Below are 26,096 nucleotides of genomic sequence, written 5' to 3' on the forward strand. Positions count from 1 at the left end.
CTTCTTGGTCGGGGGAGTGGTGAGTGATAAGTGTTGAATTCCCTACTCCCTACTCCCCACTCCCTATTCCCCTACTTTTCAAGAAGCGATTACCTTTTGGAGTTCACCAGTGACATCTTCTTGGGACTGATTGCCATTGACTGTTAAAAGTTTTTGGCGATCGCCATAATAATCAATTAAAGGTGCAGTTTCAGCGCGGTACACTTCTAACCGACGACGAATCACCTCTTCGGTATCATCTTTTCGTCCTCTAGCTAGCAAACGTGCGATCACAACTTCATCTGGTGCATCTAGATTGACTACCCTTTCGCCACTCTGATGTATTTTTTCCAGCAATTCTTCTAGAAAAGCCGCTTGTGTCACTTTCCGGGGAAAACCATCCAGAATCCAACCATTTTTTGCATCTGGTTGACTGAGGCGCTCTTGTACCAAGTCCTGCACTAGCTGATCGGGTACTAACTCACCGCTATTTACATAGTTTTGAGCCTTGATTCCCAAAAGAGTTTGCTCTTTCATGGCTTGTCTTAATATTTCACCTGTAGAAACATGGCGAATATTCAAGTGTTCAGCCAACGTTTGAGCTTGTGTTCCTTTGCCAGCTCCAGGTGGTCCCAAGAAGATTAGTCGCGTCACTATTGTTTCACCATTCCTTCATAGCGCTGAGAGATCACGTAAGTTTGGATTTGTCTTGCCGTATCAATCGCCACACCAACTAGAATTAACAAAGAGGTAGCACCCAGTCCTTTAAAGGTGGGTACTCCTAAAGCACTTTCCACACCGGTTGGGATAATAGCAACCAGTCCCAAAAAGATCGCACCCAAAAAAGTTAGTCGGTTTGACACACGCTCAATATACTCGCTGGTTGCCTTACCCGGACGAATGCCAGGAATACTAGAACCCATTTTCTTCAAGTTCTGCGCCACATCTACCGGGTTGAGAATCAACGAAGAATAGAAGTAGCTGAAGAAAATGATGGAAATCATGTAGACCAAGGCATAGACCCAGGAGCTAGAACCGCTTGGACTGAGATAAGTGTTAACTATATTTGCCAATTCGGCATTCTTGGCGAAATTGGCGATCAGCAGTGGCAAACTGAGGATGGCAGCAGCAAAAATAATTGGCATTACGCCGCCTTGATTTAGCCGCAAGGGTAGGAAGCTACGTTGCTCTGCCAAAACTCGACGACCTACTTGGCGACGAGCCGAAATAATCGGGATGCGGCGCATTCCTTCCTGCACAATCACAATACCAACAATGGTTGCCAGGAAAACTAAGATCAGTACGATCACGCGACCCACTGTTTCCCGACCGCCGACTTGCACCAAATCGATAGTATCGCCTAAAGCTTTTGGTAATGACGCGACAATGTTGACAAAAATCAACAATGATGCTCCATTTCCAATCCCACGTTCTGTAATTAGTTCTGATGTCCACATGACGAACATGGAACCAGCAGTCAGAGCGATCGCAGTTTCAGCTACAAAGATGGGACCTGGCTTTAAGGCGAATTGCTGGAGGAATAATGCCGAAAAAGCTGTACTTTGAAGAATCGCCCAACATACAGTTACATAGCGGGTAATTTGGGATATTTTCCGCCGCCCCGCTTCGCCTTCATTTTTCTGTAAATTTTCTAAAGATGGAATCGCAGCGGTGAGCAATTGGATGATAATAGACGCATTAATGAAGGGTAAAATCCCTAAAGCAAAGACGCCCAAAGTTGAAAGTCCGCGTCCTGAAAATATATCCAATAAACCGAATACGGAATTACTTCCCGATATGGCTTCATGAAATCGTTGTCGATCAATTCCTGGTATGGGCAAGAAGATGCCCAGGCGAACTAAAATTAAAATACCGACAGTGACAAGCAGCCTACCTCTCAGCCCGGCTGCTTGTGCCATCTGCATAAAAGTTTCTTGAGCCGTTGGGGCTTTATCTCGACTGATCATAGAGTGCTACCTTTATAGTGAACCAGGCGCTGACAGCGAGTTGGCTTGCATTTAAGTGCGCTGTTCCGGCTCACTCATAAGACTTCACAACTACCACCAGCTGCCTCAATTTTGCTACGAGCTGTACCTGTGAAAGCTGCCGCTTGTACCTTGAGCGGAGTGTTCAATTCCCCATTACCTAAAATTTTCAATGGTCCCTTGACAGCAGTCAGAATACCTGCTGCTTTTAAGGAGGTCAAAGTTACTTCCGTATTAGCGGGAAGGGAGGCTAGCTTCTCTACATTAATCGTAGTGTAAATCTTCTGATTCACAATCGGAAAGCCCTTCAGTTTAGGCAAGCGGCGGTACAATGGCTGTTGACCACCTTCAAAACCTGGTCTAGTACCACTACCAGAACGAGATTTTTGACCCCGCATACCTAGACCAGCACTGGCACCTTGACCGGCAGAAATACCTCTGGCTACACGCTTCTTACGTTTCTTTGAGCCTTTTTGCGGCTTAACATCATGGAGTCTCATAAGTTATCAAGTTCTCATTTGTCGTTTGTCATTTGTCGTCTGTTACAAAGTTCCAATGGTCGGAAACCGACCCTCAGACTTTGCGCTTTGTCATTTGTCATTTGTCCTTTGTTATTCACTAATGACTAATGACCAATGACTAATGACTAAATTAGATGTAGAGATTTTGAATAGGAATACCGCGATCTTCGGCGACCTCAGAAAGGGTACGCAGTGTAGATAAGGCGTTAACTGCGGCTCTAGCATTATTGAGCGGATTGTTGGAGCCAAGTTGCTTGGCTAGGACGTTACGAACTCCTGCCAATTCCAACACAGTTCGCACGGCACCACCAGCAATTACCCCAGTACCAGGTGAGGCTGGACGCATAATTACTTTTGCACCGCCACCGACACCATCAATGGGATGGGGAATGGAGTTGGATTTAGTGATTGGGATATCAATCAGGTGTTTTTTGCCGTCGGCTACGCCTTTTTTGACCGCGCCAATTACATCTGAGGCTTTACCTACTCCGACACCAACTTGACCGCGTTCGTTACCGACGACCACGATCGCGCGGAAGCTGAGTTTTTTACCACCTTTGACCACTTTACTCACGCGTCGGATTTGAATAACCCGCTCTTGCCAAGTGGTTTCTTCTTTTTTGGCACGCTTTGTTCTACTTTTACGCTCTGTTGCCATAATTTATGCTCTTTTAACGTCATTTGTCAGTTGTCATTTGTCAGTTGTCATTTGTCTTTTGTCATTTGTCCAATAACTAATGACCAATGACTAATGACCAATGACTTTAGAAATCTAAACCAGCTTCGCGTGCTGCATCAGCTAATGCTTTGACACGACCATGATATAAGTTACCACCGCGATCAAAGACTACTTTGGTGATGCCTTTTTCTAGCGATCGCACTGCGATCAACTTACCAACTTGCACCGATGCGTCGCGGTTTGCACATGACGCTAAACTAGATTTCAACTCTGGTTCTACAGTCGATGCTGCCACTATGGTTTGATGCTGAGTATCATCAATTAATTGGGCATAAATATGCTCATTAGAACGAAACACCGCTAAACGCGGACGTTCTGGGGAGCCAATAACTTTGCCCCGAACGCGTCGATGACGACGGTTTTTTGATTCTCTACGAGTAAGTTTCATTTTTACTTCTTACCACCCTTACCAGTCTTACCAGCTTTCCGTCTGACCACTTCACCGGCATAGCGAATGCCTTTACCTTTGTAAGGTTCTGGTGGACGAACGGCACGAATTTTTGCGGCTGTATTACCTACGATTTCTTTGTCATAGCCACTGACAATGACGTTAGTAGTACCTTCTACGGCAAACTGAATTCCATCTGGGGGAACAATTTGCACCTGATGGCTGTAACCCATATTTAAAACTAGGTTACGCCCTTGAAGTTGTGCCCTGTAACCAACACCTTGAATTTCCAGACGGCGCTGAAAACCTTGGGAAACTCCCTCGACCATGTTGGCAACTAAAGTGCGGCTTAAGCCGTGCAGTTGCTTTGAGGTACGAGTTTCATCCCGACGGGTTACGTGTAATATTTCTCCCTCTTGAGAGACTGAGACATTAGCTGTGAGAGTGCGAGAAAGTTCTCCTTTCGGGCCTTTCACCACAACATTCGCACCATCGATCGCCACTTGGACTTTGGCGGGAATGGTAATTGGACGTTTACCAATACGAGACATGACTTTTTGTCCTTTGTTATTTGTCCTTTGTCCTTTGTCTTTCACTAATGACAAATGACTAATGACCAATGACTACCAAACGTAACAAAGCACTTCCCCACCCAAGTTCTGACGCCGCGCTTCGCGGTCAGTCATAATGCCACTGGATGTAGAAATAATGGCAATGCCAATGCCGCCTAGTACTCTTGGTAATTCTTTTCGATTGGAGTAAACACGCAAGCCAGGCTTACTCACTCGCTTTAAGGCGGTGATCAGTGGCTGACGATTTTTACCCTTATATTTCAGGGAAATCACCAGATTGTGTTTTACCCCTTCTTCTGCTTCTTCTATTTCAGCAATAAAGCCTTCCTCCCGTAGTACTTTGGCAATACTCCGGGTCATTTTTGTAGCTGGCACTTGTGTAGTTTGATGCCGCGCCAGGTTGGCATTGCGGATGCGCGTCAGCATATCTGCAATTGTGTCGTTAGCCGCCATCGTTCCCTCTATTGATGAACTTATTGATCGCGAAAGGGCATTCCTAATTCTTTAAGTAAGGCGCGACCCTCTTCGTCGTTTTTTGCTGTGGTGATGATGGAAATATCCATCCCACGCACTTGATCAACGCTGTCGTACTCGACTTCTGGAAAAATTAGCTGTTCTCTTACACCCAAAGTATAATTCCCGCGTCCGTCAAAGCTTTTAGGGCTAACGCCACGAAAATCTCGAATTCTGGGTAGTGACAAGCTAACTAGTCGGTCGAAAAAGGCATACATCCGTTCGGCTCTGAGAGTAACCATGATCCCCACAGGCATACCTTGACGAATCTTAAAGCCTGCGATCGCCTTTTTCGCCCGTGTCACCACTGGTTTTTGACCTGTTACCAAGGCAATTTCGTTGATCGATGCCTCTAGTGACTTCGCATTTTGAGCTGCTTCACCCAAACCTCGGTTAATCGTAACCTTTACCAACTTCGGTACTTGATGAACGTTGGTATATTGAAACTGATTGATCAGTTTGGGGACGATTGTCTCTTGATATAAGCTTTTGAGTCTTGTTGTCGGCATAGTTTTTTGTCCTGATATCCCTGGGCTTGGTCAGGGAACCTTTAATTTTGGATTTTAGATTTTGGATTTTGGATTAAAATTAAAATCTAAAATCTCAAGTTGGCTAATTCTTATTTATCCAGAATCTCGCCAGTTTTCTTGAGTTTTCTGACTTTTTTGCCTTCTGAGGTAAAGGTATAACAAACACGACTGGCAACGTTTTGCTTGGTGGAATAAAGCATCACGTTGGAGCTATGAATCGGGAATTCTTGGGTGACAATCCGCCCTGATTCACCTTCTTGCTGGGGTTTGACGTGCTTGGTTTTAATGTTGACACCTTTGACGATAACTTTACTCAGCTGGGGAAGTGCCTGAGTAATTTCGCCGACTTTTCCTTTGTCTTTGCCAGCAATCACTTGTACGGTGTCGCCAGTTTTGACGTGCATTTTGTGGAATACTTTGGGCGTACCCTGTTTGGTTGCCATTAAAGCACCTCCGGAGCCAGAGAAACAATTTTGGTAAAGTTTTTATCGCGCAGTTCCCGTGCAACTGGGCCAAAAACCCGTGTGCCTCTGGGATTACCGTCTTTGTTGATGATCACAGCAGCGTTATCATCAAAGCGAATACTCATGCCGCTATCACGACTTACAGCTTTACGAGTTCGGACAATTACTGCTTCCACGACATCAGACTTTTTTACAGCCATGTTGGGTGTAGCATCTTTGACAACTGCGATAATTTTATCGCCGATAAAACCATAACGGCGGTTGCCTCCACCTAAGATGCGGATGCACATTAGTTTGCGGGCGCCGCTATTATCTGCGACATTCAGGTAAGTCTGGGGTTGAATCACAATTATTCTCCCTTGTAATGTTGTTAGAAACTAACAACGATGAGGTTTAAGTGGGTTTGACGTTCAGGACTTCTGTGATTTTCCAGCGCTTGGTTTTACTCAGGGGTCTAGTTTCCTGAATGCGAACGCGATCGCCTACTTTACACTTATTTTCTTCGTCGTGAACTTTATATCGTTGGGTGTTAACTACAATCTTGCCGTACTTGGGGTGAGGAGCGCGGTTTTCTATGGCTACTACCACAGTTTTTTGCATTTTATCGCTCACTACCAAGCCAACTCGTTCTTTGACTGCCATAATCTCCTACTTTTCTTCTTGAGCCGATTGACTTGCTGCCCGTTTGCGTTCTGTTTCTACCGTCAGCAATTGGGCTAGGCGGTGTCGGATCTGTCGGAACTGGTGGGGCTTTTCTAGTTGTCTTGTAGCTTTTTGCAAGCGCAACTGAAATAGTTGTCTTTTGATCGCGACAATTTCATCAGAGAGTTTCTCGTCACTTAATTCTCTCGCTTCTGAAATCTTGGGAAGAGGCATAAGCTACTCCTGCTCCTGTGGTTGAGAGCGCACAATAAACTTGGTTTTTATAGGCAGTTTAAATGAAGCCAAGCGCATAGCTTCACGGGCGATTTCTTCAGAAACCCCGCCGATTTCAAACAAAATTCGCCCTGGTTTGACTACCGCTACCCAAAACTCTGGATTACCTTTACCGGAACCCATCCGGGTTTCAGCAGGACGCATGGTTACAGGTTTATCAGGGAAAATCCGAATCCAGATTTGTCCACCCCGACGAATATAACGGGTCATTGCCCGACGAGAAGCCTCGATTTGACGCGAGGTAATCCAAGCAGGTTCTTGCGCTTGCAGTGCAAAATCACCGAAGTTGAGGGTGCTACCACGGGTGGCTAGTCCCTCCATTCGTCCGCGCTGTTGTTTGCGGAATTTAGTTCTTCTAGGGCTTAACATGGTTTGTCACTTGTCGTTTGTCATTTGTCATTTGTCATTTGTCATTTACTAATGACTAATGACTAATGACGATTTATCCTTCATTTGAGCGGTCTTCAAATTGCTGGCGACGACGTTGTTGTTGACGACGACGGGGTTCACGATCGCGATCGCCGCGATCGCGGGGATCACGGGTTGCGGGTGGTAGCGGAGTTTCTTCCTGTCCAGGAATAATTTCTCCCTTAAACACCCATACTTTGATACCCAGAATGCCGTAAACAGTTTTTGCCGTGCAATAAGAGTAGTCAATGTCAGCCCGTAAGGTATGTAAAGGCACTCTACCTTCACGAGTCCACTCTGTCCGGGCAATTTCCGCACCGTTGAGCCGACCGCTGACTTGGATTTTAATGCCTTGGACGCCAGCACGTTGGGCACGCTGAATCGATTGCCGCACTACCCGCCGAAAGGAAACCCGGCGTTCCAATTGTTGAGCAATGTATTCGGCAATCAGATAGGCATCAGCATCAACTCGTTGGACTTCAACTACGTTAATGCGAATTTGGCGATTACTACCCAACAGTCCTTGGAGTCCGGTACGCAAAGATTCAATGCCTTGCCCACCACGACCTACTACTACACCTGGTCTAGCTGTGCGTACTTCTAAGTCGATTTGGTCAGCTTTGCGCTCAATCCGCACCTCGGAAATTCCGGCGTTGTTTTGAGCGAGTCTACCCAGTTTTTGTTCTATGTATTGACGCAGTTTGTAGTCTTCTTGTAAAAGTTCTGGATAGCGATGAGGAACAGCAAACCAACGGGATTGATGTTCATGTGTAATACCCAGGCGAAAACCAACTGGATGAATCTTCTGTCCCACGAATACTTCCTCTAAAATTTCTTACTTTACGCAATTTATTCGTGTAAAAAAGCTTATTTTTCTGGGGCGGCTGCAACAGCCACAGTAATATGACACGTCGGCTTGCGAATTTGGTAAGCTCGACCTTGCGCCCTTGGCTGGAACCGCTTCAACGGCGGTCCTTGATCAGCATAAGCCTGAGTAATCACTAGTTGAGTCCGATCTAACCCAGCGTTGTGTTCGGCATTAGCAGCAGCGCTTCTGAGAACCTTCAATATGGGTTCAGTGGCGCGATAGGGCATGAATTCTAGGATGATTAGCGCTTCTCGGTACGATCGCCCCCGGATTTGATCGAGTACCCGACGCACTTTGTAGGCCGAGATGCGGATAAAACGAGCGATCGCTTTTACTTCAGTAGTATCAGTAGCCATAATTTTCTCCAATTTTGTCATTTGTCACTCATCATTTGTCACTTGTCTTTAGCTAATGACTAATGACTTCATGACTAATAACTACCTACCTGCTTTTTTGTCGCTTTTTCCATGACCCCTGTAGGTGCGTGTTGGGGCAAATTCACCCAACTTGTGTCCTACCATCTGCTCATTTACAAAAACTGGAACGTGTTGGCGTCCGTTGTGAACAGCTATGGTATGACCTACCATTAGGGGCAAAATTGTCGAAGCTCGTGACCAAGTTTTAATAACTTCTTTTCTGTTGTTGTCGTTGAGCTTTTCAATTTTCTTTAGTAGATGATCCGCAACGAAAGGACCTTTTTTTAGAGAACGACCCATAGTTCAATTTTGGATTTAGGATTTTGGATTTAGGATTTAGAATTTCCGATTTTGGATAATTAGGTGTCTGAATCAAGTTTCACAAATTTTCAATGTTCACAAGTAGACCCCAATCTAAAATCCAAAATCGTTCGACTGAGCGCTCACGCCGAAGTCTAAAATCTAAAATTCTATGATTCACGACCACCGCGACCGCGTTTGGAAGACTTACGGCGACGACGTATAATCAATTTGCTGCTGAGTTTCTTGCGATTGCGTGTCTTCGCACCCAATGTGGGTTTACCCCAAGGTGTTACAGGCCCTGATCTACCGATAGGTGCCCTACCTTCACCACCACCATGTGGGTGATCCACTGGGTTCATGACGCTACCTCTAACCTTAGGACGGCGACCTTTCCAGCGATTTCGTCCGGCTTTACCTGCACTCAGGTTTCTCGCATCGGTGTTGCCTACTTGCCCAATGGTGGCGTAGGACTCGCGTCGAATCAAGCGGACTTCTCCTGAAGGCAACTTGAGAGTTACATAATTACCTTCTTTTGCCACGACTTGGGCGCTAGCACCAGCAGCACGAACAATTTGACCACCTTTACCAGGAGTCAATTCTACGTTGTGAACACTAGTACCTAAGGGAATCTTCCAGAGCGGTAAGGCATTACCATCTTCAAAGGGAGACTCAGGGCCAGAAATAATTATTGTTCCAACTTTCAACCCGTTGGGGTGGAGGATGTACCTTTTTTCGCCGTCTTGGTAATACAAAAGGGCAATTCGGGCATTCCGGTTAGGATCGTATTCAATCGCTGCGACTTTGGCAGGAATATTATGTTTATCCCTTTTAAAATCGATGATCCGGTAAAGCTGTTTGTGTCCGCCACCCCGACGACGACTAGTAATCCGCCCGTGATTATTCCGACCTTTGGCGCGATGCTTCGAGGTTGTTAGGGATTTCTCTGGCTCGGTTTTGGTAATTTCCGCAAAGTCAGAGATTGTAACTTGGCGAGTGCTGGGGGTATAAGGGCGATAAGAACGAGTACCCATAATCTATTTTGGATTTTGGATTTTGGATTTTGGATTTACTTAATTTTGGATTTTGGATTTTGGATTTAATGAGTGTTTAACTAATTGCGACCATTTTTGGTACTTATTCAGTAAACTCCTCAATCTCAAACCTAAAATCGTTCGACTGAGCGTAGTCGAAGTCTAAAATCTAAAATTCCTAGACTTCTGGGAATAGAACTTGTCTAATCTTGTCTTCATCCCCAGGTGCGACGGTAACAATGGCTCGCTTATATTGGGGCTTATAACCAATAAATTTACCAACGCGCCGTTTTTTACGTGGTGGTAGGATGGTGTTGACTTTTACAACCTTGACCTGAAACAAGTCTTCGATCGCAGCCTTGATTTCTGGCTTAGATGCCTTTGGAATTACTTCAAAGGTATACTTGTTCTGCTCCATCAAAATGGTCGCTTTCTCGGTGACAATTGGGCGACGTACTAAGTCGGCAAGGTCGCGGGGGTCAAAGCTAGGCACTGTAGACCTCCTGAATTTTTTCTAGGGCTGATGCCGTAACTACAATTTTGTCAGCGTGCAGTAAATCAAAAACATTTAGCTGGTCGGCTGCAATTAGTTTTAAATTTTCAATGTTGCGGGCTGACAAATAAACGTTATCTGTATCCGCAATCTCAGACAAAATTAACAGTGACTTGCTTTCTGGTACTACTCCCCAACGGGCAAGGGCTGCCACTAATTCTTTAGTCTTGGGGCGAGATAGCTCGGTGCTAAATTCTTCTACCACAATCAAATCGTCAATGCGACCGACAAATGCTGTTCGCAGTGCTAAACGTCGCTCTTTGCGGTTCAACTTCAGGTTGAAGTCTCTAGGCTTTGGCCCAAAGATCACACCACCACCACGCCATAGTGGTGAACGAATCGACCCGGCACGAGCGCGACCGGTACCTTTTTGTCGCCAAGGTTTACGGCCACCACCTCTGACTTCAGCGCGAGTTTTTGTACTGGCGTTTCCTTGACGAGCATTGGTCAATTGCCGTACTAAGGCGCGATGCACAATATGAGACGCTGTTTCTTCCTTGGCAACGCGCAACTCGAAGGTCGTCTCACCGACCTGTTCTCCTTGCCAATTTTTAACTACGCTTTCAACCATCTTTGTTATTTGTCCTTTGTCATTTGTCATTTGTCATTGGTCTTTTGCCATTTGTCCTTAGCCAATGACTACTGACTAATGACTTTTGACTAATGACTTTTGACTATCCCACTATTTTTGCAGGCACAACACTTACTAGAGCGCCTGGTTTACCAGGAATGGCTCCCTTAATTAGTAATAAGTTGCGTTCTGGGTCAACTCGCACTATGGTCAGCTTGCGGATTGTGATGCGTTTACCACCTAAACGCCCTGCCATCCGCTTACCTGGATAGACACGACCTGGTGTTGTCCCAGCACCAATAGAACCGGGCGCTCTGTGGTTTTTGGAACCGTGTGACATCGGACCACGAGCAAAGTTGTTGCGCTTCTGGTTTCCCGCAAAGCCGCGACCGATGCTTGTGCCGACTACATCGACAATTTGACCTGCACTAAAAATATCTGCTTTAATCTGTTGACCTAAAGCATAATCACTAGAGCTATCAGTGTGATATTCATTTAGGTGACGCAATGCTGGGGCAGATGATTTAGCCAAATGACCCAGTAGTGGTCTGTTCAGTGCCTTTGGTTTAACTTCGCCATAACCAACTTGAATGGCAAAGTAACCGTCGGTTTGTTTCGTTTTAACTTGTGTAACGGTGCATGGACCTGCTTGAATGACAGTCACAGGAATAGCTACTCCTGCTTCGTCAAATATTTGGGTCATGCCCAGCTTGGTGCCGAGAATACCTACAGACACAGTAACTGGTTCTCCTTTCTACTTGCTGACCTTGGAATTGGACTCTAGAGGACACGTTTTGTACGCATCAGTTTAGGCTGGGTTAGCCTGGGAAATTTGGAATGGCTGAAAATAAACCGCTCCAAATGCTTTGGGACACAACAAACCGTGTCCGTACTGCTTGGTGAATCTGTTTAGCTTCACTCACTAGATCACCAGAACAGCCACAAGTATCCTCCCATTGGGAAGAGTAACTTCTGGAATCAATGCAAGGCGCTACAGCTTTAGGCTGTGTGCAGCAATGCTTTCGTCCAAGCAATTGCTCTGGCACTTTCTGGAGGCAGCTCTGTCGGCGGGTTTTCCGATTTATACACGCCCATAAGACGGATTCCCGGAGGTTGGCTACTGCCTTGTTGCAGTTGGACTTAAGCGGTTTTTACCGCCCAGTATCCATTAACTGAGACTAACGTAATGCCATAAACCAACATTGCTGCTCAGTTTTTACTTCCTTAAACACCTTAAACTATTGTTTAAGATTTTGCCTGCTTTTTCAGAGGCACAGGAGTAAATGTACTCTGGAGCTTAGGATTAGCTTTGGTTGTTCCTCCATAAGCTCCAATTTTGACCGGAAAGCTTTCTTAGTTTACCAGTCTATGATCAATCTAAGTTAGATTATTCTATTTAGATTAAGTCATCAGCTTTTGATGCTAACACTACCTCAGAATGACAGTAAGAAGGCTGCCTAATTTGCGCGATTGGTCACAATCTAATAATATAAATTATTTATTTATATTTGTCCAGTAATTTATAGAGTTATTTTTAGAAGGTAGGGAGTGGGGAGTGGGGAGTGGGGGATGAGGGAGATGGGGGAGATGGGGGGGATGGGGGAGATGAGGGAGACAAAGAGAATAACCAATGCCCAATGCCCAATGCCCAATGCCCAATGCCCAATGCCCAATGCCCAATGCCCAAAAAAATGCTTTAATCTATCGGTTCAAGGTAAATAATAGAGATATCTAAGTGGGATAAGACGAAAATCTATGGCACTAATTACCACTGGCAACGGTTTAATCCGCGATTTGGAAAAATTTGGCGCTCTTGGGGTGTATGTACCTCTGGAAGGGGGTTATGAAGGTCGATATCAGCGCCGACTACGCGCTGCTGGCTATACCACCCTCCACATTACGGCTAAAGGACTAGGCGACGTAGCTGCATATCTCACAAGAGTTCATGGAATCAGACCTCCTCATCTTGGTAAAAAAAGTACTGGTAGTGGTGCAGCAGTAGGTTATATATACTATGTGCCACCAATTATCGGTTCTCATTTAGAACAGCTACCACCAAAGTCAAAGGGGCTGGTCTTGTGGATTATTGAAGGGCATATTCTTTCCAATGAGGAACTTGAGTATTTAGCGAATTTGCCTCAGCTAGAACCACGAGTCAGAGTAATTATTGAGAGAGGTGGCGATCGCGCTTTCCGTTGGACTTCTCTAGAAAAGACTCTGTTAGCTAGTTAGTCCTTTGTCATTAGTCATTAGTCATTAGTCATTTGCTCATAACTAATGACTAATGACTCAATTCAATCAGCATTTCAATAACGCTGAGTCGAAAACCACAAGATGCAAATAACTGCCGTGAAGCCTCGTTAGCAACTGCTGTATCTAGACGAATTTGCTTGAGGTTATGTCTAACTGGATGTCTGAAATGGTTATAAGATTTAGAGACTATGGCAAACGGCTTTCTGATTTTGAGGAAGAAATTTTAGTTCGTTGTCCACAATGCGATGCCTACGGCGGGCTGCGCCTACGCACTGCCAAAATATTGACTGTAAACCCTGAGCAATCAAGTCTGGGTTCAATCAAAAGAATTACCTGTCAGCACTGTAGCTATACAAAACAACAGTCAAATGCTGCCAAAGCAAAACCTGCACTGTTATTGTGGCAAAACAATTACATAGCTCAAAGAAGTTCCAACTATGGAATATTAGATCATTTTTTTGGCTTGCCTCTGTGGTTACAAACCTCTTGTTGCGGTCAAGTGCTTTGGGCGTATAATGAAACACATTTAAACTTCCTAGAAACCTATGTTCAATCAAGGTTGCGAGAACGCTTGCCAGATGACACATTAGGTTGGCACAATGGCAGTCTTGCCAGTCGCCTGCCCCGATGGTTCAAGCTGACCCAGCATCGCGAAAAAGTTTTACAGAAAATTCAACAGTTAAAGCACAGGTTGTAATGAAGGCTTTAACTAATTACGAATTACGAATTACTTTAATCTTGTTGGTGAGCGAATTTATAACCACCCCACAGAGAAAGAGCGATCGCGATCACTAGCAAAATCGGTATGCTATACCAAGGAAACTGGGACAAGGGTAAATGGGCAGATGCACGTAATCCAATGCTGGCATAGGTCAACGGTAACAGGTAAACTACGACTTTCAGGGCAACTGGTAATGTACCAGGGTCAAAGAAGGTCGCTCCTAAGAATGACATGGGGATAATTATAAAATTGTTGTAGAGTCCGACTGATTCGAGCGATCGCACACTCAACCCCACAATCACCCCTAACCCAGCAAATACTGAACAGTTCAGCACCACCACCAGTAGAAATAGTGGGTTGAGAAAATTCCAGTTTCCAGTCAACAGCAGCGCTACCAAAATCACAGAACCGGATGTCATCAACCCCCGCACGACTCCCGCCAGCATTTTACCGATGTGCAACGCTAAGGGGTGTATGGGAGTTAACAACAATTCCTCGAAGGTTTTGGTAAATAATCTGTCTCCACAAATTGAAAATGTCGTTCCACCAAAGCTAATCGTCATCGACGATAGCGCCACCATCCCCGGTAATATGAATTCTAAATAGTTGTTATAGTTACCACTAATTCCTGAGCATTGGTTAGTCAGCAAATAAATAAAAAATACTCACCAATATATTCTAGATATAAACAATAAGCGACTCGTAGGGCTTGGCATAAATTCAGCTATCATTTCAATTAGCCAGACAAGTTGCTTAGAGCAACTGGTTAAATGTAGGCAAACTTTCCCCACAGCGTACTATGTTGAAATTCTGTCCAGATATCTAGATAAGTTCCTATTTTTCTTATTTAACAAGAATATCGCCCAGAAACTCACAGGCAATTACAGTCAAGAATAGGCATACTGAAAGAGGGAGACAACTTTAGACTACTCCCTCCCAAATCGGCGTGAAGGTGATTAAGCAACAATGAGACGTAAACCCACTGGTAAATCGGCAACTACTTCTAAACCCTCTATTTTCCAATCCCCGATGTTTAACCTCTTCACCATCGCAATTATGGGAGGGGTGTTGATTTTGGGAATTGGGATTGGTATTGCTTTTAGTTCTACAACCACATTGGCTCCATCAAATGTGGCTTCGCGTGAATTTATTGACACCAAAGCACCAAACCCGGAAATTTGTGTGCAGTATGGAGCCAGTGCGATGGTGATGGACGCTAGACTGTTCGTCACTCTCAACCCCTTCAATGTCTATGTTGCCCAGCCCAGTATGCGTCCTGGATGTGTGATCCGACAAAATAACTGGGCGCTTTTAGAGCAACGTAAGTTGGTGACATCTGATCAGGTAAATGAGTGCAAAAATCGCCTGAACACCTTTGGTTTCACTGGTAACTTGGACAGTGACAAACCTGATATTAGGTGCATATATCAGAATGAAGCGGCTCAAAACTTCTTCACGGCTCAACCAGGAGCAGTTGGAACACCTCAAGAAACGGACAGATTTTAGATTTGGGCATGGGGCATTGGGCATTGGGCATTGGGCATTGGAGAAATTCTTTCCTTGTGTCCCCAGTCCCCAGCGATCGCATCTGCCAAATAGATCATTCGTACTCATCACGTATAATCGTCAAACCTAAAGCTTTGTAGGCACTCAGCATATTATTAGATACTATAGGTGCAGTTACTAGGTAAGTCAGGGCACGAATGGACTCCACTAGATAAGGAGCAGCCGTGTCCAATTTTTCTGCTGTTACTAATCCTACTACCTCAGCCGAGCCAGCAATCATGGCTCGTTTGACGTGGGCTTCGTCTAGGTTAGGTACACTAATCCCAATCTCTGGATGCAAACTGCAAACCCCCAACATGCACAAATCTGCACGAATCATCCGTAATGTCTCAATCGTGACAGTACCCACGTTTACCAAGGCTTTTTTGTAGAGTTGTCCACCTAACATCACAACCTCTATATGGGGATGTTCTGCTAAGGCAAGAGCGATTGGCGGACTATTTGTAATGACTGTTGCTTGCAAATCTAGGGGCAAATGACGGGTTACTTGGAGAGTTGTCGTACCTCCATCTAAAATCACCACCTGTCCTGTACAAACTAATTTTGCTGCTGTCCGAGCGATCGCTTCCTTTTCTTTTGGCGCTTGCTTTTGGCGATCGGCATAACTGGCGGTGGCTGGAGATTTAAGGAGCGCTCCTCCATGAACGCGTTGCAATAGTCCAGTTTCTGCTAGTTCTCGCAAGTCCCGGCGAATCGTATCCTCAGAAACCTTGAGAACAGCACTAAGTTCTGTTGAAAGTACCTTTTTATCACGACGCAGGATTTCTAAGATGAATTGTCGTCGTTCAGCAGTTAGCATAATTAATTTTCCTGAAAATGCGTTTTTGAACTTGAAATTGCACGTTTGTGAGTTTATACTTATTTATATGCAGGTCTTTGTACGGTAATCCGTACTTCAATTGAATTCAAGCACTGTTGAATGTGTTGATTTTGTCCACTGAAGCCAGATGGTTCCACAATGGTTCCTAGTGTTGACTTTAGATTGGGAAACGGTTGGATAATTGTTGCCCAATCTGGGTTTTCACAGTTTTTTTGTAGTGCGATCATGCGTCCCGTCTGTTCAAATTGCTTTTTATTCAATAAATAAGCCATGACTATTATTAATACCCAATTTCCAATTGATCTCGGTGCTTACAAACCTTTAGCGCTGAATCCAGCAAATTCGAGCCTCACAGCTGAACAGCGAGAGACTCTAAAAGCGAATATTCAACTCTGCCGAGATGCGATCGTCTTTTTTACAGCGACTGGCGCTGCTAGTGGAGTGGGTGGTCATACTGGTGGGCCATACGATACAGTACCAGAGGTGATGATTCTGGATGCCTTTTTCCGGGGGGCATCGGAGCAATTTGTGCCGATTTTCTTTGATGAAGCAGGACATCGAGTAGCCACCCAATATCTGATGGCCACGTTGCATGGTGACTTACCTGCCGAGCAACTTTTACGTTATCGCCAAGCACATTCCCATTTGCCAGGACACCCCGAACTAGGACTAACTCCTGGTGTGAAATTTAGTTCTGGGCGGCTGGGGCATGTTTGGCCTTACATTAATGGTGTGGCGATCGCAAATCCAGGCAAGGTTGTTTTCTGTCTCGGTTCTGATGGCTCTCAGCAAGAAGGTAACGATGCAGAAGCTGCTCGCTTGGCTGTTGCTCAACATCTCAACGTCAAGCTGATCATTGATGACAATGATGTAACGATCGCTGGACATCCTTCTAAATATTTACCTGGTTTCAGTGTCGCCAAAACCTTAGAAGGTCACGGTTTGAAGGTACTTCAAGGAGACGGGGAAGACTTAGACGATTTATACCATCGGATAAGCGAAGCTGTGAATACTCCCGGAGCGATCGCCGTCATCAATAAACGCCCGATGTGTCCTGGTATTGAAGGTTTAGAAGGCTCCACTCATGGTCATGATGTAATTCCTGTAGATTTAGCAGTTAAGTATCTAGAATCTCGTGGACAAACTGCCGCGATCGAATACCTTAAAAGTATTGAGAAACCCAAGCAAACCTATACATTTCTGGGTTCCAGTGACAAATGGGGCGCGAACCGCAATGTGTTTGGTGAAGCAGTGGTGGCTGTCCTGGGTCGGATGAGTGAGGCAGAGCGTAAAGAAAAAGTTAAGGTCATTGATAGTGACCTTGAAGGCTCCTGCGGTTTAAAGAAAATTCACGATACATACCCGGAAATATTTATTTCCTCTGGCATCATGGAACGGAGCAACTTCTCTGCTGCTGCTGGATTTGGGATGGAGAAGGGCAAGCAAGGTATTTTTGCGACTTTCAGTGCCTTCTTAGAAATGTGTATCTCAGAAATCACGATGGCACGGCTGAACTATTCCAATGTTCTGTGCCACTTTTCCCATGCGGGTATAGATGACATGGCAGATAACACCTGTCACTTCGGTTTAAACAATATGTTTGCCGACAATGGCTTGGATGATGGCTACGAAACACAGTTGTATTTCCCGGCAGATGTTAATCAAATGACAGCTTGTGTAGAAGCTGTCTTCTTTCAGCCTGGACTACGGTTTATTTTCTCCACCCGTTCCAAAGTGCCCAATATTAAGGACAGCAACGGCAATGAATTGTTTGGAAGTGGCTACAAATTTGTTCCCGGTAAAGATGAGGTTGTACGAGAGGGGACGCAAGGCTACATTGTTACTTTTGGCGATGCTTTGTACCGTGCAGTTGATGCCGTTGAGCGTCTTCAGCAAGAAGGGATAGACGTTGGTTTGATTAACAAACCAACTTTGAACGTCATTGATGAAGAAATGATTACCAAAATTGGTAACGCTCCTTTTGTCCTTGTAGTAGAAGCCTTCAACCGTCGAACAGGCTTAGGCAGCCGTTTCGGTTCCTGGCTGCTAGAGCGGGGGTTGACTCCCAAATATGCTCATCTTGGAACTCATAAAGAAGGTTGCGGTGGTTTATGGGAACAGTACCCATATCAAGGTATCGATCCAGTGAGCATCATCAACAAGGTGAAGGAGTTAGTTGGAAGCAAGTAATATCATTTTGCTTTCATCAAGCTACATATAGCGGTTCTCAGTTGAGTCGAATACAGACCTAACTCCCAGCCCCTTCCCTTGTAGGGCAGGGCTGATTCATTCCCCAAAGAGCTTTAAAAATCAAGGGTTCACAATTCCCCATAGCGATCGCACCAAACCCCAAAAGCAAACCCCCGTGCTACGATTTTGGGTGCGATCGCATTCAACCATAAAAAAAACACCCATTAACCTAGTTTTTGTTTTGGGTGTTTATATTTATTTATCTTGACAGAAGCAGGTATTAAAGAAGCGGAGACTGAAAATGATGAAATATAAAGGATATGAGGCAATTGTAGAATTTGATGCTGAGGCATAAATTTTGCACGGTGAGGTAATTAATATTCGGGACGTGATTACTTTTCAAGGTAGTAGTGTAGCCGAACTAAAGCAAGCTTTTGCTGATTCAGTGGAAGATTATTTAGATTTTTGTAGAGAACGTGGGGAGGAGCCTGATAAGCCATTCCAGAGGATGTCTGAGAAGTTTCTGATAGGTGATTTTGATCACGCAAGTTGCTTGAGCATTAAACGAATCATGGCAATATAAATGAATGTTTCTGTCGTCTCAGGTAAGGTTTCATAATCTTTACTTAATCGTCGGCACCAATTAAACCAACCAAAAGTTCTCTCAACAAGCCAACGTTTAGGTAAAACTACAAAACCTTTCTGTTCCTCATGGCGTGTCACAACACTCCAGAGCCAGCGATAAACATCAATCACCCAGTGCGTAAAATCCTTTCCACGATATCCCCCATCGACCCAAATTTTAATCAACCGATTCATGCGATGCCTACGGCGGGCTACGCCTACGCGTACTTGATTAAGTTTAAACAAAACTTGTTTCGCGCCTGCTTGTTCACTTACATTTGCGGCAGTGATTACGACAACTATAAGCAAGCCCAAGGTATCAATAAGTATGTGCCGCTTACGTCCCTTGATCTTCTTCCCTGAGTCATAGCCGACTTCCTTGGACACCATTGTTGCCGTTTCGACCGAAAGACTCGTGCCATAATTACTTCAGATGGTGATGGTTCTCGGTTTTGGCTAACACGTACCCATAAACGTAAGCGTTCATGAATTTGTTGCCATGTGCCGTCTTTGCGCCACTGCCGGAAATAATGGTAAACGGTTTTCCAGTTTGGGAAGTCGTGGGGGAGCATACGCCACGCACAACCTGCACACAAGATGTAAAAGATTGCATTCACTACTGCTTCCATATCAACACTGCGTTTTCTACCGCCTTTTTTCGCTGCTGGAATTAGCCCTGATAGCAGTTTCCACTGCTCCGAAGTCAAGTTACTTGGGTAGGATGGACTCATGGCTCTCGTAACGCTGTCATACTTAAGTATTTTTTCTAATGACAGGATACCGCTACGTGGGCTTTCTTACTTTTCAGACATCCTCTCAGGTAAATTCATGGTAAGAATCAACCCTGATTTGCACAAAAAAATTGTATTTATTGCAAAGAAAGAGGGACAAAGCCTTAATTCGTTAGTTGAAAAAAGCTTGTGCTTGTATGCTAAGTAAACTGCCCCACCCAGCATAAAGCTGAGGGTGGGTGGCAGACTACTAGAGGCACAACATTATGAGGATATGGCGCATAGCGGATGGGGCATTGGTTCGATTTTCCATGCCCAATCCCCAATGCCCCATGCCCTATTTGAATTTGGTTTTGGGTAAAGGTTGACCAAACTCTATCACCTGGGGATTGGGAACATTCGGGATTGTTGGAACTGGAAATTCCGACATCCCAAAAGAAGGAATGCTATTTAAATTACCGGGTTGATTTGGGAAAGAAGGAGGAGGAAGAATCAAAGCAGGTTGTTGAGAGGATGTATTCGGAGTTAGGGGAGGTACAGAGACAAAAGGCTGCTCTGAGTTAGTAGTAATTGTTGAAGGCAGTTGATTGGATGGAGGCCCAACTGTGAGTAAGGGCGGTTGTGGATTAGTAGTTACGGGTAGGTTACTAGGCGGCTGTGATTTATAGGGTGTTTGAGGTTGTTTATTGGCTGAAGGTGGGGAGTTTCCTGGTTTCACGGCAGTAGTTTTACCAGAAATAACCGGACGTAATACCCAGCGAGTGGGGTTTTTTCGGGAAACGGGGTGCAGTTGTACCTGTTTGGGATTTAAAAGAGTCCCTGGTGCTAAATCTAGGACAATGCGTGTGGCGTTTGCGTTCAGTTGAGAAACGCGAATGCTTTTGATTGATCCAGAATAATTTTGTTGCGTGGTAACTTTGCCCAACTTAGTATTCGGTATATCTACCACAAGACGAGGGGGTTGTGCCAGGTAGAAATAACGGGGGGTTGTTCCTACCGAGAGAGTGATTTCGAGTTGCTGTGTTTTGGGGGAAAAACGCCAATTATCTAGCTTTGCTACTGGTGTAGCGGCAGTGCTGCAAGTTTCGAGGGCGATCGCTGCATAAAAGCCAAGTAAGCTTAAGCTAAATAGCTGCTTGCACCGTGCGAACAATTGCCTAGTCTCTAGTCTTTGATTCATTCTTTTTACTGCTCCATAAAACCCATCAATGCTGAACATTGCTGTTTAATTGGCGCTTTCAATTGCTATCCCCACTCCCCAGTACAGACGTGATTAATCGCGTCTCTCTCCACTTCCCACTCTCCAAATCAATGATTATTGGACTTCTGAGATTTTTCCTGAACTTTTTGTGGCACAGCCGTAAATTTTAGAGTTTGTGGAATGCCAATAACGCTTAATTGCCCTGTCATACTACCTTTGTCCACAAGTTGCATTTGAATTGTGACTGAGTTTAGAGGATCATTTTGGGGGCGAGGAATATTACAAAGGATTGATCTGCCAACTTTTCCAGATAAATTTAATTGTTGATTTCTCAAGATGCCTGTGAGCGAGTGCCTTTCGTCAATATCGGCGTCGGCCATCGCTGGTAATACAGAGGCATTTAAGTAAATACCCGATTGTTCAATGTTTAAGGTTAGGGTATCCGATTTTTCACAGTTCGGCAAATTCTCCGCTAGAGTTAGACGATACCGGCCGTTAACTGGTGGAGGAGCCTTGAGACTGTTTTCGCCATAAATGCTGACAGTTTTAAACAACAGTAGCACTGAAATTATTGCTACTCCGTAAAAAGCTAAAGATTTGAAGTTGAAATGATTCATGATCTCAACTCCTCAATGTTGGCTTTTGACTACTAACCTCAGTAAGTACAGAAGCCAGATGAGCGGTGACTTGACTGTAGCGGCGGGTAATCAGCAGGGAGGAGCAACATTGGATGGCTAGTTGATCTGTATATCTTCCCAAGGTTTGACGCTCGATCCCCCAAGTGCGGCTGGTGCCAGCAATTGTCAGGTCTACATTTTTTGAGGCTTCGACTACAGCTTGGATTGGCTCTGGAGCTTGGACAATTTTGATTTCGATGCGATCGCGTACACTACTCGGTAATTGCTCTATCATCATGTTCAACTCATAACTCAATTCATCCTTGTGGCGATTTTCTGGTAATACGTGTAAAATCTGCAACATACAAGTTTCATGATTGATTAGCAGTCTCAGCGCCAGTATCAGTGCCAAATCATCATGGATATTTGCAGAATAAGGTACTAACAAGCTTTCTAAGCGATCGCTTCCCCGATCTACAAATACTGCAACATCAACTGGCGCAGTGCTGAGAAGTTGACCGACTCTTCCACCTAAGCGATTGCTACTAAAAGCTGGGCGATGCCATCCCACGAGAATTAAATCAACTTGGTCTAGTACGGCAATCTGTGCTGTTTCCCGTGCGACATTACTGGATATGCGAACGATGGGATGCACACAAGAGCGTGTTTCTAGGGGTTCGAGAGTTTTAATCAATTCTTCTAGCTGCTGGCGGCGCTGGGCGATTAATCGGTCTGCTTCAACTGGCGTACTTTCAAAGGCATAATCTTCTTCAAATTCAATCAGGCTAAGAGGGTTAACAACGGCGGGATGTCGGTAGTTGAGAGCGATGCTTACTGCCAACTGTACCAAACCTTTTTGGGTACTCGGATTAGCCACTGGCACTAAAATTCGGTAGGGGCGAATGTAAGTTTCACTTGCAGCAGTGGCAGTTTCTGTTTCCGACTCCGGTTCCACGACATCTAACCTAATCAGCCGCTTCGGATATGTCCATTCCAGCAGTGGCGAAGTCATGAATGTAGTTACCAATGCCATAATTACCAGCATGGTAAATATTAAGGGGGAAATTACCCCTAACTCTAAACCAATGTTTAGCACTATCAATTCGGTCAAGCCGCGAGTATTCATTAACCAACCGAGTGCCGAGGCTTCCCGTTTATTAATGCCACTAACACGGGCTGCTACATAGGTGCCAATATATTTACCTGCGATCGCCACTCCTAAAACCAACGCACACAAAAGCCACAATTCTGGACGGTTGAGTAAGCCAATCTCCGTCCGTAAACCACTGTAGGCAAAAAATATTGGCAGCAAGAAAATCAGCACAAAATCTTCGGTTTTTACTGCCAATTCCCGCACTAAATCTTCATTTTTGGGCATGGCTGCACCCAGTAAAAATGCCCCAAAAATTAAGTGAATACCAATTAGTTCGGTGATTAGTGCTGACGCAACTACTGCCATATAAATCCCAGCTAGTAGCAATTGGCTGAGGCGTCCTGCCCGCAGGTAGTGTTTGGCAAGGCGTTGCAGGAACCAACGTCCCGCCGTCAACATCAAGCCGATGTAAACTATGCTGGCAATAATTGTGGGTATGGCATCAGCAAAGTCGCCAGTTCGAGCGACTGCGATCGCAACTGCCAAGAGACACCAAGCTGTCACATCATCCACTGCGGCACAAGTTAACGCCAACGTTCCTAAACGCGTTCCTTGTAAATTGTTTTCAGTAATGATTCGCGCCAACACTGGAAAGGCAGTAATCGACATCGCCGCCCCCAAAAACAAGGCGAAGGCAGTGAAGGATACACTTGCATTGGAAACTAGGGGATAAAGTAGCACCGCTAGCAATGTTCCTAAGGAAAACGGTACCAAAATGCTGACATGAGAAGTTAAAACTGCTACTTCTAATTGTCCGCTCAGATATTTGGGATTTAGTTCTAGCCCAATCAGAAACATGAAAAATATTAGTCCCACCTGAGACAAAACATTTAGAAAAGGAAAAGTTTCTGGGGGAAACAAGGTAACTGCTAGATGGGGAGCAACTAAACCAAATAAAGATGGGCCGAGCATAATCCCGGCGACAATCTCACCAATTACCAGAGGTTGCTTAATGGAACGGAATCCTAGACCTACTAGCCTTGAAAGTCCAATAACAATCAGCACCTCAACCAGAACGAGAATAACTATGTGCATGGTTTCCTCAAAATTAACTATCTGGTTTCTCTAAGATGATTCTTTAAAAGACTGGGGAATGTCAAGCTTGTTAAATATACCCAAGAGTAATTTGTGCTTCGTTGTTATGTCAATTGCTGTTATGATGCAGTTGCAGCCGTGAAACATGAATTCTGATGATTTTCGGAGCTAAATCTAGAAGAACTTACGAATTAACAATAGCAATAAAAACAGGTAATAGGTAGTCAGTTTGTAATAGCGCTTAAAAGCCACTACAAATAAATTAGTGGTTCTAACCAGAGTAAAGCCAGATAATTTTACCCAATTACTAGGTAATTAGTTTTATATTTAAATTTTATTAAGTGGAAGATTTATCATACCTTGTACCTTGCAATATAAAGGCAAGCAGTGGTGATGCCATGAGTGTAGTAATGACTGCTATAATAATTATTATATAGGACTAGTATTTGATTTTTGAAATGCACGTAGTAGACCCTCTTGGCTAAAATAGTGCATTAGACGTGAACCTATCCCACTATTATAAAAATCCCTACTTATTTTCGTAAAATGTGCTGGAAAACCTTGATTTTTCGTTTTTAGTTATCAATCAGCTTAAGCTTTGTAGCACAAATCTTATTAGTGGGATAGGTTCGTAGACGTAGTAGACGTAGGTTGGGTGGAGCGGAGCGCAACCCAACATATATTATCAGGATGTTGGGTTACGCAAGCCTCCACCCAACCTACAATTTTTTTGCAACATTTTAGCCAAGAGGGTTTACTACAAGACTTAAGTTAAGTGTAAAAAATTTCAGGTTTCGAGAATTTCAGGTCTTACAACCACTCGCCACCCCGGAAACGCCAACGGATAAAGATAATTCGCATTAAGCTTTGTGAACTAATAAAAACTGCTAGCCATACGACACTATAGTGCAATAGAAAAGCTGCTGGCGAAAGTTCCTCTTTCGGTAAAGGTATTGGTAAGAAGCCAAACAGTTTGACTCCACAAAACACAAACACCAATTCCCATATGCCAGCTAATAGTTGATAAAGTGCAGGCCAATCTCTATCCCATCGGTATTTTTGCAGATAGTCATAAAGCACATCCCAGCCTAAGCCAAAGATGGCGATATAACCAAGTATCCAAAAATAAACTGAGTTAGCACTAAAACCAATCCAACCAATTGCAAATGGCAAAGATACGAGTACGCCGACAGTTGCAAGTAATAATAATCGAGTTTGCCAACGACCTAATAAAGTTGGTGTCATAAGAGTTCGGAGAGACGCGATTAATCGCGTCTGTACAGGAGTTAGGAGTAATGAACAAGAGAAAAATTAGAGTTTTTATAGATGGATTTTGAAATGGATGTTACACCTGACTTTCATTGAAAATTCGGTAAGATTATGGTGCTTTTTGTGAGGATGGCAAATACAAGAATATCGGCTAACCTCAAAGCACCAACACATCTATAGGACTCCTATTTGATTTTTGAATAAATTAAGTACTAATCGAAAAGGCTTATTCCCTGCCTACGCAAGCCAGTTCAATAATCAAAGCGGATTAGTATATATTATTAGGATGGTTTAAGGTGATAATCAAAGTTAGAATGGTAAGCTGTGTTGGCAAAGCCCACTGAATGTATCGCATTCCAATTGATTACATCTTCTAACAAAGCTTGATAACCTAGTGTATTGGGATGAAGACCATCTTCACTCAAGCGTTTGAGCCGCCAACTTTCATCGCGTTCCATCCATTGCTCAAAAATATCCAAATAAGGAATCTGCCGTTTATTACAAGCAATTCGAGTTGCTTCTTTGTAGCGGTACTGATCGGTATGATTATAGTAAAAGCAATCTAGAAAAGGCATCTTGGCTTCATCCACTGGCACCATGCCCACAAATAACACAGGACATAGTTGCTGTGCTAAATCTAGCAGAGAAGCAATTTCTTTTTCAAACAATGTAAAATCTGTATAACTTCGGCCATCGGGACGCGCCAACCGCGCTGAGTCATTCACGCCTACTGATAAAATAATCAAGTCGGGAACACGATTTCGCAGTTCACCCCGGTGGCGAAATTCAACTTCTAGCCTTTGTGCTACTTGTTGCGTGCGATCGCCTCTTACCCCTAAATTATAAAGAACATGACCGGCACTATCCGGCAACATCCACCATCGCCGTAGTTGCTCAATCCAGCCTCCTTTTTCTGGATCGCCGAATCCATAAATTAAGCTGTCCCCCAGTGCGACAATCTTCATAGGCTGAAAGTGATTTGGTGGTACAGACACCTGCATTGAGGAAGAAGCTAAAAATGTGTGCATTTAACAACTATATTTTATATTTTTACAAGAATCTATACATTTCTATACCATAGATGGCTATCTTTAGTGTCCAAGCATCTATAGAGTTTCTACTTGTTGAGATGCTTGCAA

At 44.3% G+C, this 26,096-nt stretch carries 36 protein-coding genes; 7 read left to right on the forward strand and 29 right to left on the reverse strand.

What is annotated here, in order from left to right; translation table 11 throughout:
• Window positions 1-78 precede the first annotated feature (78 nt).
• The 20 genes from V7L05_RS22440 to rplC form a co-directional block, all read right to left on the reverse strand.
• Window positions 79-633, reverse strand: coding sequence for an adenylate kinase (locus tag V7L05_RS22440; protein ID WP_335167236.1), 555 nt, complete (start codon window positions 631-633; stop codon window positions 79-81).
• Window positions 633-1,946 (reverse strand): preprotein translocase subunit SecY, encoded by a 1,314-nt coding sequence (secY, locus tag V7L05_RS22445; protein ID WP_335167238.1) that lies wholly within the window; start codon window positions 1,944-1,946, stop codon window positions 633-635. Before secY ends, V7L05_RS22440 begins: the two co-directional genes overlap by 1 nt.
• A 74-nt stretch (window positions 1,947-2,020) precedes the next feature.
• The gene (rplO, locus tag V7L05_RS22450; protein WP_335167240.1) at window positions 2,021-2,464 is read right to left on the reverse strand and encodes a 50S ribosomal protein L15; all 444 of its coding nucleotides are present in this window, start codon (window positions 2,462-2,464) and stop codon (window positions 2,021-2,023) included.
• A gap of 151 nt (window positions 2,465-2,615) precedes the next feature.
• Window positions 2,616-3,143, reverse strand: coding sequence for a 30S ribosomal protein S5 (rpsE, locus tag V7L05_RS22455; protein WP_094328453.1), 528 nt, complete (start codon window positions 3,141-3,143; stop codon window positions 2,616-2,618).
• Window positions 3,144-3,249: 106 nt separating this feature from the next.
• On the reverse strand, window positions 3,250-3,612 hold the full coding sequence (gene rplR, locus V7L05_RS22460) for a 50S ribosomal protein L18 (protein ID WP_094349098.1): 363 nt from the start codon (window positions 3,610-3,612) through the stop codon (window positions 3,250-3,252).
• Window positions 3,613-3,614: 2 nt separating this feature from the next.
• Window positions 3,615-4,163 (reverse strand): 50S ribosomal protein L6, encoded by a 549-nt coding sequence (gene rplF, locus V7L05_RS22465; RefSeq protein WP_292759691.1) that lies wholly within the window; start codon window positions 4,161-4,163, stop codon window positions 3,615-3,617.
• Between the two features lie 72 nt (window positions 4,164-4,235).
• Window positions 4,236-4,637 carry a 30S ribosomal protein S8 gene (gene rpsH, locus V7L05_RS22470; protein WP_012410712.1) on the reverse strand — a complete coding sequence of 134 codons (402 nt, stop codon included), beginning with the start codon at window positions 4,635-4,637 and terminating at the stop codon, window positions 4,236-4,238.
• Window positions 4,638-4,657: 20 nt separating this feature from the next.
• Complete coding sequence (gene rplE / locus V7L05_RS22475; RefSeq protein ID WP_300420127.1) at window positions 4,658-5,206, reverse strand: 50S ribosomal protein L5; 549 nt, start codon at window positions 5,204-5,206, stop codon at window positions 4,658-4,660.
• Between the two features lie 110 nt (window positions 5,207-5,316).
• A complete protein-coding gene (gene rplX / locus V7L05_RS22480; protein ID WP_292799317.1) occupies window positions 5,317-5,670 on the reverse strand; it encodes a 50S ribosomal protein L24 in 354 nt (117 codons plus the stop codon).
• Window positions 5,670-6,038 (reverse strand): 50S ribosomal protein L14, encoded by a 369-nt coding sequence (gene rplN / locus V7L05_RS22485; protein WP_069070772.1) that lies wholly within the window; start codon window positions 6,036-6,038, stop codon window positions 5,670-5,672. The genes rplX and rplN overlap by 1 nt, the downstream gene beginning before the upstream one ends.
• A 46-nt stretch (window positions 6,039-6,084) precedes the next feature.
• Complete coding sequence (rpsQ, locus tag V7L05_RS22490; RefSeq protein ID WP_100901244.1) at window positions 6,085-6,333, reverse strand: 30S ribosomal protein S17; 249 nt, start codon at window positions 6,331-6,333, stop codon at window positions 6,085-6,087.
• Between the two features lie 6 nt (window positions 6,334-6,339).
• Window positions 6,340-6,567, reverse strand: a complete 228-nt coding sequence (gene rpmC, locus V7L05_RS22495) for a 50S ribosomal protein L29 (RefSeq protein WP_334949235.1) — start codon at window positions 6,565-6,567, stop codon at window positions 6,340-6,342.
• Window positions 6,568-6,570: 3 nt separating this feature from the next.
• Window positions 6,571-6,996, reverse strand: coding sequence for a 50S ribosomal protein L16 (gene rplP, locus V7L05_RS22500; RefSeq protein ID WP_012410718.1), 426 nt, complete (start codon window positions 6,994-6,996; stop codon window positions 6,571-6,573).
• Window positions 6,997-7,069: 73 nt separating this feature from the next.
• On the reverse strand, window positions 7,070-7,849 hold the full coding sequence (rpsC, locus tag V7L05_RS22505; protein ID WP_334825531.1) for a 30S ribosomal protein S3: 780 nt from the start codon (window positions 7,847-7,849) through the stop codon (window positions 7,070-7,072).
• Between the two features lie 53 nt (window positions 7,850-7,902).
• A complete protein-coding gene (rplV, locus tag V7L05_RS22510) occupies window positions 7,903-8,259 on the reverse strand; it encodes a 50S ribosomal protein L22 (protein ID WP_335167243.1) in 357 nt (118 codons plus the stop codon).
• A gap of 81 nt (window positions 8,260-8,340) precedes the next feature.
• Complete coding sequence (gene rpsS, locus V7L05_RS22515; RefSeq protein WP_012410721.1) at window positions 8,341-8,619, reverse strand: 30S ribosomal protein S19; 279 nt, start codon at window positions 8,617-8,619, stop codon at window positions 8,341-8,343.
• A 170-nt stretch (window positions 8,620-8,789) separates the two neighbouring features.
• On the reverse strand, window positions 8,790-9,653 hold the full coding sequence (gene rplB / locus V7L05_RS22520; RefSeq protein WP_335167244.1) for a 50S ribosomal protein L2: 864 nt from the start codon (window positions 9,651-9,653) through the stop codon (window positions 8,790-8,792).
• A 178-nt stretch (window positions 9,654-9,831) separates the two neighbouring features.
• Window positions 9,832-10,146: a 50S ribosomal protein L23 gene (locus tag V7L05_RS22525; protein WP_094349089.1), complete on the reverse strand. Its 315-nt coding sequence runs from the start codon at window positions 10,144-10,146 to the stop codon at window positions 9,832-9,834.
• A complete protein-coding gene (gene rplD / locus V7L05_RS22530; RefSeq protein ID WP_300420191.1) occupies window positions 10,139-10,777 on the reverse strand; it encodes a 50S ribosomal protein L4 in 639 nt (212 codons plus the stop codon). Before rplD ends, V7L05_RS22525 begins: the two co-directional genes overlap by 8 nt.
• 103 nt (window positions 10,778-10,880) lie before the next feature.
• The gene (gene rplC, locus V7L05_RS22535) at window positions 10,881-11,513 is read right to left on the reverse strand and encodes a 50S ribosomal protein L3 (RefSeq protein ID WP_292725311.1); all 633 of its coding nucleotides are present in this window, start codon (window positions 11,511-11,513) and stop codon (window positions 10,881-10,883) included.
• 826 nt (window positions 11,514-12,339) lie between these two features.
• Here rplC and V7L05_RS22540 point away from each other — a divergent pair.
• The 3 genes from V7L05_RS22540 to V7L05_RS22550 all read left to right on the forward strand — a co-directional run bounded on the left by V7L05_RS22540 (window position 12,340) and on the right by V7L05_RS22550 (window position 13,727).
• Window positions 12,340-12,477, forward strand: coding sequence for a histidine kinase (locus tag V7L05_RS22540; protein WP_335167246.1), 138 nt, complete (start codon window positions 12,340-12,342; stop codon window positions 12,475-12,477).
• Window positions 12,478-12,532: 55 nt separating this feature from the next.
• Entirely contained in the window at window positions 12,533-13,009 is a 477-nt protein-coding gene (locus tag V7L05_RS22545; RefSeq protein WP_335167248.1) for an NAD(P)H-quinone oxidoreductase subunit N, read from the forward strand.
• Window positions 13,010-13,196: 187 nt separating this feature from the next.
• Window positions 13,197-13,727 (forward strand): hypothetical protein, encoded by a 531-nt coding sequence (locus V7L05_RS22550; RefSeq protein ID WP_335167250.1) that lies wholly within the window; start codon window positions 13,197-13,199, stop codon window positions 13,725-13,727.
• Window positions 13,728-13,762: 35 nt separating this feature from the next.
• Here the strand turns inward: V7L05_RS22550 and V7L05_RS22555 are convergent, their stop codons facing one another.
• Window positions 13,763-14,401, reverse strand: coding sequence for an ABC transporter permease (locus tag V7L05_RS22555; protein ID WP_335167252.1), 639 nt, complete (start codon window positions 14,399-14,401; stop codon window positions 13,763-13,765).
• Between the two features lie 316 nt (window positions 14,402-14,717).
• Here V7L05_RS22555 and V7L05_RS22560 point away from each other — a divergent pair, with 316 nt between their 5' ends.
• A complete protein-coding gene (locus V7L05_RS22560) occupies window positions 14,718-15,257 on the forward strand; it encodes a DUF3172 domain-containing protein (RefSeq protein ID WP_334865894.1) in 540 nt (179 codons plus the stop codon).
• Between the two features lie 94 nt (window positions 15,258-15,351).
• Here the strand turns inward: V7L05_RS22560 and V7L05_RS22565 are convergent, their stop codons facing one another.
• Together V7L05_RS22565 and V7L05_RS22570 are read right to left on the reverse strand one after the other, a co-directional pair.
• Window positions 15,352-16,116 (reverse strand): DeoR/GlpR family DNA-binding transcription regulator, encoded by a 765-nt coding sequence (locus V7L05_RS22565; RefSeq protein WP_335167253.1) that lies wholly within the window; start codon window positions 16,114-16,116, stop codon window positions 15,352-15,354.
• A 59-nt stretch (window positions 16,117-16,175) separates the two neighbouring features.
• A complete protein-coding gene (locus V7L05_RS22570; protein ID WP_335167255.1) occupies window positions 16,176-16,409 on the reverse strand; it encodes a hypothetical protein in 234 nt (77 codons plus the stop codon).
• Here V7L05_RS22570 and V7L05_RS22575 point away from each other — a divergent pair.
• Window positions 16,408-18,327, forward strand: a complete 1,920-nt coding sequence (locus V7L05_RS22575) for a transketolase C-terminal domain-containing protein (RefSeq protein ID WP_335167257.1) — start codon at window positions 16,408-16,410, stop codon at window positions 18,325-18,327. The two genes, V7L05_RS22570 and V7L05_RS22575, sit on opposite strands and share 2 nt — an antisense overlap.
• Window positions 18,328-18,867: 540 nt before the next feature.
• On the opposite strand, the gene V7L05_RS22580 is transcribed toward V7L05_RS22575, so the two are convergent.
• Window positions 18,868-19,682, reverse strand: a protein-coding gene (locus tag V7L05_RS22580) for an IS5 family transposase (protein WP_335167258.1) whose coding sequence is annotated in 2 segments (ribosomal slippage) — window positions 18,868-19,368 and window positions 19,371-19,682 — 813 coding nt in all. Because the reading frame shifts where the segments join, the coding sequence is not laid out codon by codon here.
• A 97-nt stretch (window positions 19,683-19,779) separates the two neighbouring features.
• On the opposite strand from V7L05_RS22580, the gene V7L05_RS22585 reads away from it, so the two are divergent.
• Together V7L05_RS22585 and V7L05_RS22590 are read left to right on the forward strand one after the other, a co-directional pair.
• Window positions 19,780-19,890: a toxin-antitoxin system HicB family antitoxin gene (locus V7L05_RS22585; protein ID WP_335167414.1), complete on the forward strand. Its 111-nt coding sequence runs from the start codon at window positions 19,780-19,782 to the stop codon at window positions 19,888-19,890.
• A 27-nt stretch (window positions 19,891-19,917) separates the two neighbouring features.
• A complete protein-coding gene (locus tag V7L05_RS22590; RefSeq protein ID WP_335167259.1) occupies window positions 19,918-20,043 on the forward strand; it encodes a hypothetical protein in 126 nt (41 codons plus the stop codon).
• On the opposite strand, the gene V7L05_RS22595 is transcribed toward V7L05_RS22590, so the two are convergent.
• The 5 genes from V7L05_RS22595 to V7L05_RS22615 all read right to left on the reverse strand — a co-directional run bounded on the left by V7L05_RS22595 (window position 20,020) and on the right by V7L05_RS22615 (window position 25,985).
• The gene (locus V7L05_RS22595) at window positions 20,020-20,862 is read right to left on the reverse strand and encodes an AMIN domain-containing protein (protein ID WP_335167261.1); all 843 of its coding nucleotides are present in this window, start codon (window positions 20,860-20,862) and stop codon (window positions 20,020-20,022) included. The genes V7L05_RS22590 and V7L05_RS22595 overlap by 24 nt on opposite strands.
• 128 nt (window positions 20,863-20,990) lie before the next feature.
• Window positions 20,991-21,500 carry a hypothetical protein gene (locus V7L05_RS22600; RefSeq protein ID WP_335167262.1) on the reverse strand — a complete coding sequence of 170 codons (510 nt, stop codon included), beginning with the start codon at window positions 21,498-21,500 and terminating at the stop codon, window positions 20,991-20,993.
• Window positions 21,501-21,504: 4 nt separating this feature from the next.
• The gene (locus V7L05_RS22605; RefSeq protein WP_335167264.1) at window positions 21,505-23,688 is read right to left on the reverse strand and encodes a cation:proton antiporter; all 2,184 of its coding nucleotides are present in this window, start codon (window positions 23,686-23,688) and stop codon (window positions 21,505-21,507) included.
• An 810-nt stretch (window positions 23,689-24,498) separates the two neighbouring features.
• Window positions 24,499-24,933 carry a hypothetical protein gene (locus tag V7L05_RS22610; protein ID WP_335167267.1) on the reverse strand — a complete coding sequence of 145 codons (435 nt, stop codon included), beginning with the start codon at window positions 24,931-24,933 and terminating at the stop codon, window positions 24,499-24,501.
• Window positions 24,934-25,238: 305 nt separating this feature from the next.
• Complete coding sequence (locus V7L05_RS22615; protein ID WP_335167268.1) at window positions 25,239-25,985, reverse strand: GDSL-type esterase/lipase family protein; 747 nt, start codon at window positions 25,983-25,985, stop codon at window positions 25,239-25,241.
• Window positions 25,986-26,096: the final 111 nt, after the last annotated feature.

It is taken from the genome of Nostoc sp. (assembly GCF_036917755.1).
Taxonomy (GTDB): Bacteria; Cyanobacteriota; Cyanobacteriia; order Cyanobacteriales; family Nostocaceae; genus Nostoc.